This window comes from Pseudomonas sp. GW456-E7 (assembly GCF_059424105.1).
In genome coordinates this window covers 17,327-31,263 of the sequence record NZ_JBWKZB010000027.1, presented here as the reverse complement: position 1 = coordinate 31,263, position 13,937 = coordinate 17,327, and the positions used below count along the sequence as shown (strand labels likewise).

The following is a 13,937-nucleotide window of genomic DNA, read 5'->3' as shown; positions in this document are numbered from 1 at the left end:
GGTGGGGATTTAACAGCCGGCAACTGGGTATTTTCGGGATGTTGCAAGCTGTTTTGTTTAAAAAATGTATGACTTGGATTGCACAAGACCTGTGGCGAGGGAGCTTGCTCCCGCTGGGTTGCGAAGCAAACCCAAAATCTGACAGTGCAGTTTGTCAGGCATCTGGCGTCTTTATGGTTTACGACTGCTGTGCAACCGAACGGGAGCAAGCTCCCTCGCCACAGGGATCAGGTTGTCTCTGAATTTGTGGTTAACACGACATCATGGCTGCCAGACGGTTTTCTCCCCACTCAACCTTCTATCCAGAAAACACGCCGCACTGATCAACGCCAGATGCGTCAGCGCCTGCGGCGTGTTGCCCATGTGCCGCCCATGGCTGTCGAACTCTTCGGCATACAACCCCAGCGGGTTGGCGTACCTGAGCAGCTGTTCGAACTCCAGGTGGGCCTTGTCGAGCTGGCCGGCGCGGGCCAGGCATTCGACGTACCAGAACGAGCAGGCGGCGAAGGCGCCTTCGCTGCCGGGCAGGCCGTCGATCCGGCTGTCGTCGTTGCGGTAGCGGTAGATCATGCCGTCGCGCACCAGGCTCTTTTCGATGGCTTGCAGGGTTGCCAGCCAGCGCGGGTCGCGGGCGCTGACGAAGCGCACCAGCGGCATAAGCAGCATCGAACCGTCCAGGCCGGTGCCGCCGATGTGCTGGACGAAGTGCCCGCGCTCCTCATTCCAGAAGTTTTCCCAGATGTCGGCATGGATCGCCTGGCGGGTCTGGTCCCAGCGGGCGAACGGGGCGGGCAGCGAGCGTTTGGACGCGAGGCGGATGGCGCGGTCCAGGGCGACCCAGCACATCAGCCGTGAATGCAGGAAGTGATACTGCTCGCCGCGCATTTCCCAGATGCCGACGTCCTTTTGCTCCCAGGTCTGGCAAACCTGGTCGATGACTTCCACCGTGTGTTTCCAGCCTTCATGGGAGATGGCTTCGCCGTACTTGTTGACCAGGTAAATCGCGTCCATCAGCTCGCCAAAGATGTCGAGCTGGACCTGTTGGTACGCCTGGTTGCCGATGCGCACCGGTTGTGCGCCACCATGACCGGACAGGTGCGTCAGCTCGATCTCCGGCAACTCCTGGCGACCGTCGATGGCATACAGGATGTTGAGTTTCATCGGCTTGCCCCGGCAGTCGCTGACCCGCCCGCGCAGCCAGCGCATGTAGGCGTTGGCCTCTTCGACGAAGCCCAGGCGCATGAACGCATAGACCGTGAACGAGGCGTCGCGGATCCAGGTGAAGCGATAGTCCCAGTTGCGCTCGCCACCAGGGCTTTCCGGGAGGCCGAAAGTAGCCGCGGCGAGAATGGCGCCGTGCTTGCGCGAGGTCAGCAGCTTCATGGCCAGGGCCGAGCGGTTGACCATTTCGCGCCAGCGCCCGCGGTAGTTGGACTGGCCGATCCAGTCGCGCCAGAACTTCAGGGTGCGTGTCAGGCACAGATCGGCGGCACCTTCCTTGAAGCGCGGATCGTCGAGGGCGCCGAGCAGGAATTCGCCTGTCTGGTCTTGCTCAAGGGTGAACTGCGCGACCGCCCCATTGGCATCAATGTGCATGGCTTGATCGGCGCACAGTCGCAGGGACGGCTGGTCGGCAGCCTCGAAGATCACGTCATCCTTATCCATGCACGCGCGGGTGTTGGCGCGGGCGTAGTCATGGCGCACCGCGCAACGCATGTGGAAGGTGGCGCGGCCGCTGACCACGCGGATCCGCCGCATCAACAGTGGCAGATCGTCCTCGGTGTCGCCGACGGGCAGCAGGTCGGTGACCTCGACCACCGCCCGGTCACTGAGCCAGCGGGTTTGCAGCACGTTGGTGTCGGGCAGGTAAATCTGTTCGCGGCGGGCGTCGGGCAAGTCCGGCGACAACTGAAAAATCCCCGCCTCGGCGGTGTCCAGCAGCGAGCAGAAGATCGACGGACTGTCGAACTCCGGCCAGCAGAAAAAATCTACGCTGCCCTTGTCGTTGACCAGCGCCGCACTGCGCATGTCGCCGATGATGCCGTGGGCGTCGATGGGGCTTTGGCGTTCGGGGTGATCAGCCATAGTCGCGCAACTCCGGGAGTCGGGGGCCTATTTAGCTGACTGGTCTGGGTGGTCGAGAGTTCATTTGGCGGGGGTGTGGGTTGTCTGTACTGGCCCCTTCGCGAGCAACCCCGCTCCCACATTGGACGGCGTACAGCGATCAACTGTGGGAGCGAGCCTGCTCGCGAAGGGGCCTTCACAGACAACCAACAAATTGCCGCTTCCCCCCCGATTCGCCGTTATGGCAACGTGCAGTCCCCTGATGAGACCTGACCCATGGCAAACCCCTATCGCGAGTTGTTCAAAGCCCCTGGCAGCGGCGCATTCGTACTGGCCGGCATGCTCGCGCGCATGCCGATTTCCATGACCGGCATCGGCCTGATCACCATGCTCTCGCAATTGCAGGGTGGCTACGGTCTGGCCGGTGCGGTGGCGGCGACGTTCGCCCTGGCCACGGCCTTTTGTGCGCCGCAGGTCTCGCGGCTGGTGGATCGGTATGGCCAGGGGCGGATTCTGCCGGTGGCTGCATTGCTGGGCGGTGGGGCGCTGTTGCTGTTGTTACTGTGCACGCGGTTGCAGGCGCCGCACTGGACGCTGTTTGTCTTCGCTGCGCTGGCTGGTTGCATGCCGAGCATGTCGGCGATGGTGCGGGCGCGTTGGACCGAGGTGTATCGCGGTCGCCCCGAGCTGCAGACTGCCTACGCCCTGGAATCGGTACTGGATGAAGTGTGCTTCATCGTCGGGCCGCCGCTTTCCGTTGGCCTGTGTGTGGTGGCGTTTCCCGAGGCCGGGCCATTGGCGGCCTTGCTGGCGCTGGCCGTCGGCGTCACTGCGTTCGTGTTGCAGCGCAGCACGGAGCCGCCGGTACATCCCCACGAAGATCACCATCAAGGCTCGATCATTCGCTCGCGCGACATTCAATTGCTGATGCTGTTGATGGTCGCCATGGGCACCATCGTCGGCGTGGTGGACGTGGTCAGCGTCGCCTTCGCCCAGCAGCAGGGTCAACCGGCGGCGGCGAGCATCGTGCTGTCGGTGTACGCCATCGGCTCATGCCTGGCCGGGCTGGCCTTCGGTGCACTGCGTTCGAAAGTACCGCTGGCGCGCCTGTTCCTGTACGGCGGCGTGGCAACGGCGGTGACCACCTTGCCGTTGTTGCTGGCGGCGAACATTCTCGGCTTGTCGCTGGCAGTGTTTGTCGCGGGGCTGTTTTTTGCCCCGACGCTGATCGTCGCCATGGCCCTGGTGGAGCAGATCGTGCCGCCGGCCAAACTCACCGAAGGCCTGACCTGGCTGGTCACCGGGCTGAGCATTGGCGTCGCGATCGGCGCCGCCGGATCTGGCTGGCTGGTGGACGCCTTCGGCGCGCGCAGCGGGTTCTGGCTGGCGATTGCGGCGGGGGCGGTGGTGCTCGGCTCGGCGATCCCGAGCTATCGCCATTTGAAATGAAGATCTGACTGCGGGGCATTTCCTTGTGGGAGCGAGCTTGCTCGCGATGGCGCAGTATCAGTCGGCATCATTGGTGTCTGACACGCCCCCATCGCGAGCAAGCTCGCTCCCACAGGGTTATTCATATGGCTAATTCTTTGGGCACCTCATCCGTTCTCCAAGCAGACAACTCTCGAGGAAAGCCCGGTGACCCCGCTGACATTGCTGTGCCTGCCCTATTCGGGCGCGAGTGCCATGGTCTATAGCCGCTGGCGGCGCAAGCTGCCGGAATGGCTCAAACTGCAACCGGTGGAATTGCCGGGGCGGGGCGCGCGCTATGGCGAGCCCCTGCACACCGACATGCGCCGCCTGGCGCTGCAACTGGCCCACGAACAGAAGGCCACGCTCAAGGCGCCGTATGCGTTGTTCGGCCATAGCATGGGGGCGTTGCTGGCCTGCGAGATGGCTCACGCGTTCCGCTCGCTGGGTTGCCCTGAACCGGTCGCGCTGTTCGCCTCGGGCACTGCCGCGCCGACCCTGCGCGCCGACTACGACCGCGGCTTTGCCCAGCCGAAAACCGATGCCGAACTGATCGAGCAATTGCGCACCCTCAACGGCACCAGTGAAGAGATCCTGGCCAATGAAGAGTTGATGAGCCTGACCCTGCCGGTGCTGCGCGCGGACTTCCTGTTGTGCGGGCGTTTTGCACCGATCCAGCGCCCGTTGCTCAAGTGCCCGGTGCACGTGCTCGGCGGCAAGGCCGACCGCGCCACCACCGAGCAATTGATCGGCTGGAGCCAGGAAACCCGCGGCAGTTTCTCGGTGGACATGCTGGCCGGCGGGCACTTCTTCATCCATGAGCAGGAGGCCAAGGTGCTGCGGGTGATCAAGGACCAGCTTGAGGGGCATCATCGGCGGCATGGGTTGATGGCTGTGAGCTAACTCTATTCTGAATTCACCACAAAACCTGTGGGAGCGAGCCTGCTCGCGAAAGCGATGTGTCAGACACCATTGATGTCGACTGACACGCCGTCTTCGCGAGCAGGCTCGCTCCCACAGTGGTTTTCATTGCGCTGTTTTCCGCGCTTCACCTTTCGCCTGATCCGCTAATTTTTCCCGCCTGCATTCGTTTTATAGGGACGACGCGCCCTTGCGCCTGCTGCCTACTGATGCGGATGCCGATAGATGAATGCTGAAGACTCCTTGAAACTTGCTCGCCGGTTTATCGGGTTGCCCCTGGAAAAGCGCCAGATGTTCCTCGCGGCCTTGCACAAGGAGGGCGTGGATTTCGCCCGTTTCCCAATCCCGGCCGGCATCGAGGCCGAGGATCGCCAGGCGTTGTCGTACGCCCAGCAACGCATGTGGTTCCTCTGGCAGCTGGACCCGCACAGCGGCGCCTACAACCTGCCGGGCGCGGTGCGGTTGGCCGGGCACTTGAACCTGTCGGCGCTGGAGCAGGCGTTCGCCAGCCTGGTGGCGCGGCATGAAACCCTGCGTACGGTGTTCCAGCGTCAGGCCGACGACAGCTTGCAGCAAGTGCCGGCCACGGCGCCGTTGTTGATCGAACAGCTGGATTTCAGCGCACTGCCCGCCGAGGAACGCGAACGGGCCGTGGCGCACACCGCTGAGCAGCAATCGATGCTGCCGTTCGATCTGGCGACCGGCCCGCTGCTGCGGGTCACCTTGCTCAAGCTCGCCGAACACGAGCACGTGCTGTTGCTGACCCTGCACCACATCGTTTCCGACGGCTGGTCGATGAACGTGCTGATCGACGAATTCATCCGCTGCTACGACGCTTTCGATGCGGGCATGCAACCGCAGCTGGCAGCGTTGCCGATCCAGTACAGCGACTACGCCCTGTGGCAGCGCCGCTGGCTGGAGGCGGGCGAGCAGGCGCGGCAACTGGCGTACTGGCAGACGCAACTGGGCGATGAGCATCCGGTGCTGGAATTGCCCCTGGATCATTCGCGCCCGGCCATGCCGAGCTATCGCGGTACCCGCTACGAATTCACGGTCCAAGCGCAATTTGCCGAACAACTGCGCAGCACCGCGCAGAAGCACAACATCACCCTGTTCATGCTGTTGCTCGGTGCCTTCAATGCGTTGCTGCATCGCTACACCGGGCAAACCGACATCCGCGTCGGCGTGCCCATTGCCAACCGCAACCGTGCGGAAATCGAAGGCCTGATCGGTTTCTTCGTCAACACCCAGGTACTGCGTACCCAGCTGGACGGCCAGACCCGGGTCGACGACCTGCTGCGCGCCGTCAAGGAAACCGCCCTCGGCGCCCAGGCCCATCAGGACCTGCCGTTCGAGCGCCTGGTTGAAGCGTTGAAACTGGAGCGCAGCCTCAGTCACACGCCGTTGTTCCAGGTGATGTACAACCACCAGCCGCACGTGGCCGACATGGCGTCGGTCAGCACCGCCTCCGGCCTGGTGCTGGGCAGCATCGACTGGCAAAGCCGCACCACCCAGTTCGACCTCACCCTCGACACCTGGGAGAAGGGCGGCAAGCTGCACGCCGCGCTGACCTACGCCAATGACCTGTTCGAAGCCGACACCATCGCACGCATGGCCCGGCACTGGACGCGCCTGCTGCAGGCGTTAGCCGACGACTCGACGCAAAAAGTCGGCGAGTTGCCGATGCTGAGCGCCGATGAGCAACAGGTGCTGGTGCAGGACTGGAACCGCACCGCCGAGGTCTATCCCGTCGAGCAGTGCATGCATCAGCTGATCCAGGCCCAGGCCCGACGCACGCCCGAGGCAACTGCGCTGGTGTTTGGCGAGCGCCAGTTGAGCTATGCGCAACTCGATGCCCGCACCAACCAACTGGCCAATTACCTGCGCGGGCAGGGCGTTGGCCCGGATGTACTGGTGGGGATCTGCGTCGAACGTTCGCTGGAAATGGTGATTGGCCTGTTGGCTATTCACAAGGCCGGTGGCGCTTACGTACCGCTGGACCCGGAGTACCCGCCCGAACGCCTGGCCTACATGATCGACGACAGCGCGATTGGCCTGCTGCTCACGCAGAGTACCCTGCTCGGCGCGCTGCCCACCGACGGCGTCAAGGTCATCGCCCTGGACCGGCAGCAAGACTGGCTCGACGGCTACAGCGACGCCTGCCCGCAGGTCGAGGTGCATCCGCTGAACCTGGCCTATGTGATCTACACCTCCGGTTCCACCGGTAAGCCCAAAGGCGCCGGCAACAGTCACGCGGCGCTGGTCAACCGCTTGTGCTGGATGCAGCAGGCCTACGGGCTCGATGGCTGCGATTCGGTATTGCAGAAAACCCCGTTCAGTTTCGACGTGTCGGTCTGGGAGTTCTTCTGGCCGCTGATGACCGGCGCGCGTCTGGTGGTGGCACCACCGGGCGCACATCGGGAACCGGCGCAGTTGATCCGCCTGATCGCTGACCACGGCATCAGCACGCTGCACTTTGTGCCGTCGATGCTCCAGGCGTTTATCCATGAGCCGGGTGTCGAGGCGTGCACCGGCCTCAAACGCATTGCTTGCAGTGGCGAAGCCTTGCCGCTGGATGCGCAATTGCAGGTGTTCAAAAAACTGCCGGGCGCCGGGTTGTACAACCTGTACGGCCCGACCGAGGCGGCCATCGACGTGACCCATTGGACCTGCGTCGATGAAGGCGCCGACAGCGTGCCCATCGGCCGGCCCATCGCCAACCTGCGCACCCATGTGCTGGATGCGCAATTGCTCCCGGTTCCGGCCGGCGTGGCGGGGGAACTTTACCTCGGCGGCGCCGGGCTGGCGCGCAGTTATCACCGGCGTCCGGCGCTCACCGCCGAGCGCTTCGTGCCGTGTCCGTTCCACGACGGCGCGCGCTTGTACCGCACCGGTGACCGCGTCCGGCAACGCGCCGATGGCGTGATTGAGTACCTCGGTCGTCTCGACCATCAAGTCAAATTGCGCGGCCTGCGCATCGAACTGGGGGAGATCGAAACCCGCCTGATGCAGCATGAGCTGGTGCGCGAGGCCGTGGTGCTGGTGCAGGGCGGCAAGCATCTGGTGGCATACCTGGTGCTGGAAAACGCCGACGCCGATGCGCAGTGGCCGCAAACCCTCAGGGCCTGGCTGCTCGGCAGCCTGCCGGAATACATGGTGCCCACGTACCTGATGCCGCTGGATGCCTTGCCGGTGACCGCCAACGGCAAGCTCGACCGCAAGGCCTTGCCGCCACCGGACGCCGCGCCGCAACAGGCGTTCGTCGCACCGCAGGATGCCATGCAGACCACGCTGGCGCAGATCTGGCAGGACGTATTGGGCACGCAACCGGTGGGCCTTGAAGACAACTTCTTCGAACTCGGCGGCGACTCGATCATTTCCATCCAGGTGGTCAGCCGCGCCCGCCAGGCCGGCATTCGTCTCAGTCCGCGGGATCTGTTCCAGTACCAGACCGTGCGCAGCCTGGCATTGGTCGCGACGTTCGATAGCCGCAGCAACATCGATCAAGGCCCGGTCAGCGGCGAGGTGATCCTGACCCCGGCGCAGCATTACTTCTTCGAACAGGCCATTGCCCAGCGTCAGCACTGGAACCAGTCGCTGCTGCTGACGCCCCGGGAAGCGCTGGATCCGCAAGCATTGGAAAGGGCGTTGGTCGCCATGATCAACTACCACGACGCCTTGCGTCTGCGCTTCATCGACGGTGCCCAAGGCTGGCAGCAACACCATGGGCCGCAGGTCGAATCCGCTGGGTTGTGGCTGCGTCGGGCGTCTTCCGCCGAAGCCCTGACTGCGCTGTGCGATGAAGCGCAACGCAGCCTCGATCTGGCCAACGGGCCGCTGCTGCGCGCCTTGCTGGTCAGCCTCGACGATGGCAGCCAGCGCCTGTTGCTGGTGGTCCATCACCTGGCGGTGGACGGCGTGTCGTGGCGGGTGTTGCTCGAAGATTTGCAGCAGGCCTATCGGCAAGTGGCGCTGCCCGAAAAAACCAGCGCTTATCAAGCCTGGGCCGCGCACCTGCAACAGCATGTCGGCACCTTGTCTGGGCAACTGCCGTACTGGCAGGCGCAGCTGGCGGATGCCCGGGACCTGCCGTGTGAGCAGCCGCAGGGCAGCTTGCAGCAGCGCCACGGGCACAAGATCGAATCGACACTGGATGCCGAACTGACCCGCCAGTTGCTGCAACAGGCACCGGCGGCCTATCGCACCCAGGTCAATGACCTGTTGCTCACGGCGTTGGCGCGGGTCATCTGCCGCTGGAGCGGGCAGGGCTCGACGCTGATCCAGCTTGAAGGCCACGGTCGCGAAGACCTGGCCGACGACCTCGACCTGAGCCGCACCGTCGGCTGGTTCACCAGCCTGTTTCCCGTGCGCCTGCAACCCGAGGCCGGGGCGGCGAATTCGATCAAGTCGATCAAGGAACAACTGCGCGCCATTCCCGGCAAAGGCCTGGGTTATGGGTTGCTGCGCTATCTCGGCGAACCGGCACAGCGCAAGTTTCTGCAAGACCTGCCGGCGCCTCGCATCACCTTCAATTACCTGGGGCAGTTCGACCGTCAGTTCGATGAGGCTGCGCTGTTCGTCCCGGCCGTGGAAAGTGCTGGCCAGGCCCAGGGCGATGATGCGCCGCTGGCCAACTGGCTGACCGTGGAAGGTCAGGTGTATGGCGGGCAGCTCTCGCTGCAATGGGGTTTCAGTCGCGACATGTTCGCCGAGTCCACGGTGCAGCGACTGGCCGATGCCTACACCGAAGAGCTCAAGGCACTGATCGAACATTGCTGCGCGACAACGCCAGGCCAGGTCACGCCGTCGGACTTCCCGCTGGCGCGCATCACCTGGGCGCAACTCGATGCCTTGCCTGTCCCGGCACCGGCCATCGAGGACGTTTACCCGCTGACGCCGATGCAGCAGGGCATGCTGTTCCACACCCTGTACGAGCCCCAGGCCGAGGCCTACATCAATCAGTTGCGCCTGGACATCCAGGGGCTGGAACTGGCGGCATTCGGCCGGGCCTGGCAGGCGGCGATCAACCGACACGACATCCTGCGCAGCAGCTTCCACTGGTTGGGACTTGAATGCGCGCATCAGGTGATTCATCGCCAGATCGACCTGCAACTGCAAGTGATCGAAGCGGCCGATGTCGACCTCGATGCACTGGCTGCCGAAGAGCGCAGTCGCGGCTTCGAACTCAGCGCCGCGCCGTTGTTCTGCCTGGTGCTGGTGCGCCGAGGCACTGAAGACTGGCACCTGATCTACACCAGCCATCACATCCTCATGGATGGCTGGAGCAACGCGCAATTGCTCGGCGAAGTGATTCAGCATTACGCCGGCCAGACGCTGGCCAGGCCGTTGGGGCAATACCGCGATTATCTGGGCTGGATTCAACAGCAGCCGCTGCTGGCCGCCGAACAGTTCTGGAAGCAAGCGCTGGCGCCACTGGAAACGCCGACGCTGCTGGCGCAAGCCTTGCCGGCACCGGTCGAAGGGCGCGGCATGGGCGAGCATCAATTGACCCTTGAGGGCGCCGCGCTACAGCGCCTGGGCGATTTCGCCCGCCAGCAGAAAATCACCCTCAACACCTTGCTGCAAGGCGCCTGGGGCCTGCTGTTGCAGCGCTACACCGGCCAATCCTGCGTGGCGTTCGGCGCCACCATGGCCGGACGCTCCGCGCCGCTGCCGGGCATCGAGCAGCAGTTGGGGCTGTTCATCAACACCTTGCCGATCATTGCCGCGCCGCCGGCAGGGCAGTCGGTGGCCCAGTGGCTCAACCACCTGCAAGCACTGAACCTGAGCCTGCGCGAGTTCGAACACGTGCCGCTGTACGACATCCAGGGCTGGGCCGGGCAACAGGGGGCGTTGTTCGACAGCCTGCTGGTGTTCGAGAACTTCCCGGTGGCCGAAGCCCTCAAGCAAGGTGCGCCGGCGGGCCTGACCTTCGGCGCGCTGCGCAATCACGAAATCACCAGCTACCCGCTGACCCTCGGTATCGAAGTCGGCGCCACCCTGCGTGTGGATTTCAGCTTCGACCGCAGCCGGTTCAGCGCGGCGCAGATCAGCCAGTTGGGCGCCAGCCTGTTGCAGGTGCTGGAGCAATTCGTCGCGCAGCCACAACAGGCATTGGGCGCAGTCAGCTTGCTCGATGCACAGGCTCAAGCCAAGGTGTTGGCCGGTTCGCGTCCGCCCGCGCCGCCACTCGACAGCCCGTTGCTGGCCCATCAGCGTTTCGAGCAACAGGCGGCACGCACGCCCGATGCACTGGCGGTGATGGTCGGCGACGAGTGCCTGACCTACGCCCAGCTCAATGCACAAGCCAACCAGCTCGCCCATCGCCTGCGCGCCCTGGGTGTGGCACCGGGGCAGCGGGTCGGCCTGTCGGTGCGGCGCAATGCGCAGATGATCGTCAGCCTGATGGCCATCCTCAAGTCCGGTGCCGGTTATGTGCCGCTCGATCCGGATTACCCGGCCGAGCGACTGGCCTACATGATCGAAGACAGCGGTATGGATCTGCTGCTGGCGCAAGCGGGCTTGCTCACCGATGTAGCGCTGCCGCAAGGTTTGCCGCGCCTGGCGCTGGAGGCGAGCGTTGACGGTTACTCCACCGAAAACCCGGAAAACCTCGCCAGCGCCGAAGACCTCGCCTACCTGATCTACACCTCCGGCTCCACCGGACGCCCGAAAGGCGTGTGCCTGGCCCACGCCGCGCTGCGCGAGTTTTGCGTGATCGCGGCGGACTATTCACAACTCACAGCGCAAGACCGTGTGCTGCAATTCGCCACTTTCAGCTTCGACGGCTTTGTCGAGCAGTGCTACCCGCCGCTGTGCGTGGGCGCGGCGCTGGTGATGCGCGGTGATGAGTTGTGGGACACCGACACCCTTTATCGGCAGATCATCGCGCACGGCGTGACCCTGGCCGACCTGCCGGCCGCCTACTGGTTCTTGCTGGCCCAAGAGTGGGCTGCGCAACCGCAGCGTGAGAAAGGGCGCTTGCGTCAGGTCCACGTCGGTGGCGAGGCCATGTCGCTGGAGGGCCTGAAGTTGTGGCATGCCGCCGGTCTGGGCGATGTGCGCCTGCTCAATACCTATGGGCCGACCGAAGCCACGGTCGTTTCCAGTACCCACGAATGCACCCTGGCCGATACCCGCAACCCCATTGGCGTGCCGATTGGCCGCGCGCTGCCGGGGCGTGCGTTGTATGTGCTGGACAGCGAAGGCCACCTGCTGCCGACCGGTTGCGTCGGCGAGTTGTGCATCGGCGGTGACGCGGGCCTTGCCCAGCGCTATCACCAGCGTCCGGGTTTGAGCGCCGAGCGTTTCATTGCCGATCCGTTCTCCGCCACACCGGGGGCGCGGCTGTACCGCAGCGGCGACCTGGCGCGCTATCGCGAGGACGGTGCACTGGAATACCTGGGGCGTATCGATCACCAGGTGAAAATTCGCGGATTCCGCGTCGAACTGGGTGAGCTGGAGGCGCACCTGCAAGGCCTGCCGATGATCAGCGAAGCCGCAGTGCTGGTGCACGACGGCGTCGGCGGCAAGCAGTTGATCGGCTACGTGGTGCCGGCCTCGGATGAACAGCTGGACGCCGATGCGCGGCAACTCACCGACACCGTGCGCCGCGCCTTGGGCGAGCGCCTGCCGGACTACATGCTGCCGACGCAACTGGTGGTGCTGGCCGCGTTGCCCCTCAACCGCAACGGCAAACTCGACCGCGCCGCATTGCCGGCCCCGCCAGTCTGGGAGGCCGCAACCGGTAGCGCACCGCAGGGGGCAGTGGAAATCCAGTTGGCGCAGATCTGGCAGCAGGTGCTGCAGGTCAATCGCGTCGACCGCGAAAACAGCTTCTTCGAATTGGGCGGGCACTCCTTGCTGGCGACGCAAATCGTCTCGCAGATCCGCCAGCGCATGGGCCTGTCGGTAAGCCTGCGCAGCCTGTTCGAACAGCCGCGCCTAGAGGATTTCGCCGCACAGGTACAGACACTGCAACACCGCTGTGAACGCCCGGCGCTGGTGGCGGACACCTCCGGCGAACGCCAGCCGCTGTCCTTTGCCCAGCAGCGCCTGTGGTTCCTGTGGAACCTGGAGCCGGACAGTTCGATGTACAACATGCCGGGCGCCTTGCGCCTGCGCGGCGAGCTGAATCTCGACGCCCTGCGCCAGACTTTCGAAACCCTGGTGCAACGCCACGCGGTGTTGCGCACCACCTTCTACGAAGAAGACGGCCAGACCTGGCAGCGGGTACACCGGCAATTGCCGTTGAGCTTCGAGGCCGGCGACCTGCGGCATCTGCCGGCGCCGGACGTCGAGGCGCAGCACCTGGCCCGCGAGGAGGTCGCGCGGCCATTCGACCTGCGCCACGGCCCGTTGCTGCGGGTGCGGGTGCTGCGGGTCGCGGATGACCAACATGTGCTGTTGCTGACGGTGCATCACATCGTCGCCGATGACTGGTCGTTCCGCGTGCTGATCAATGAATTCGTCACGCTCTATCCAACCTTCAACCGTGGCCAGACCCCGCAACTGCCGGCGCATAGCGTGCAGTACGCCGACTTCGCCAAATGGCAGCGCCAGTGGCTGGAGCAGGGCGGCGAGTTGCAACGCCAGCTCGACTACTGGCAGCAGCGCCTTGCCGAGCCGCAAGCCGTGCTGGAGCTGCCCGCCGATGGCGACCGACGCACGGCGCAAGAAGGAGCCAGCGCGCATTTCACCTTCAGTGCCGAACTCAGCCAGCAGTTGCGCGACTTTGCCCAACAGCGCGATCTGTCGCTGTTCATGCTGCTGCTGGCCGGTTTCACCCTGGTGTTGCACCAGCGTACCGAGGTCGCTCGGGTGCGCATCGGCACCGATATCGCCAACCGAAATCAAGCCGAGCTTGAAGAAATGGTCGGCTTCTTCGTTAACCAACTAGTACTGCAAGTGGAAGTCGATGCCGGGCAGCCGGCAGCGCAATTGCTGGAGGCCTGTCGCCGGGCGGTGCTGGAGGCTTCGGACCACCAGGACCTGCCGTTCGAGCGCCTGGTGGAGGCCTTGCGCTTGCCGCGCCGGGCCGGCCGTTCGCCGCTGTTCGACATCAAGCTGATTTACCAGGAAGGCGTCGGTCGCTTGCCCTCGATGGATGGGTTGCACGTGGAGGATTTCCCCTCCGGGCGTCAGGCCGCCGAGATCGGCATGGTCGCTGCGTTCTACAACGACGCGCAGCACATCCACCTGAGCTTCGAGACACCGGCCGGCCAGTACCTGCCGAGCACGCTGGAATGTCTGTTCGAACAGATCCGGGCGGTGCTCGAGGCGTTGGTAGGCGCTGAGCCGTTGCAGGTCGGTGAGTTGCTGAACCTGGCCAGCGATGTCCAGCGCCGTGCCGATGCGCGCTTGAACGAGCAACGCAAGGCCCTGCTCGGCGGTGCCATGGCGATCAAGCGCCGCTCGGCGAACCGGGGCGCGTCGACCGTGCCAACCGCAGCGGACTGATTCAGGCGGCGGCGTCCTTTAGCGCC

At 64.5% G+C, this 13,937-nt stretch carries 4 protein-coding genes; 3 read left to right on the top strand and 1 reads right to left on the bottom strand.

What is annotated here, in order from left to right; genetic code table 11:
• Positions 1 to 261: 261 nt before the first annotated feature.
• Positions 262 to 2,085 carry a glycoside hydrolase family 15 protein gene (locus AC07YV_RS17795; protein WP_102701341.1) on the bottom strand — a complete coding sequence of 608 codons (1,824 nt, stop codon included), beginning with the start codon at positions 2,083 to 2,085 and terminating at the stop codon, positions 262 to 264.
• A gap of 255 nt (positions 2,086 to 2,340) precedes the next feature.
• Here AC07YV_RS17795 and AC07YV_RS17790 point away from each other — a divergent pair, with 255 nt between their 5' ends.
• The 3 genes from AC07YV_RS17790 to AC07YV_RS17780 all read left to right on the top strand — a co-directional run bounded on the left by AC07YV_RS17790 (position 2,341) and on the right by AC07YV_RS17780 (position 13,911).
• Positions 2,341 to 3,513, top strand: a complete 1,173-nt coding sequence (locus AC07YV_RS17790; protein ID WP_102701340.1) for an MFS transporter — start codon at positions 2,341 to 2,343, stop codon at positions 3,511 to 3,513.
• 186 nt (positions 3,514 to 3,699) lie between these two features.
• Positions 3,700 to 4,434 carry a thioesterase II family protein gene (locus tag AC07YV_RS17785; RefSeq protein ID WP_102701339.1) on the top strand — a complete coding sequence of 245 codons (735 nt, stop codon included), beginning with the start codon at positions 3,700 to 3,702 and terminating at the stop codon, positions 4,432 to 4,434.
• A gap of 243 nt (positions 4,435 to 4,677) precedes the next feature.
• Complete coding sequence (locus AC07YV_RS17780) at positions 4,678 to 13,911, top strand: non-ribosomal peptide synthetase (RefSeq protein ID WP_102701338.1); 9,234 nt, start codon at positions 4,678 to 4,680, stop codon at positions 13,909 to 13,911.
• Positions 13,912 to 13,937: the final 26 nt, after the last annotated feature.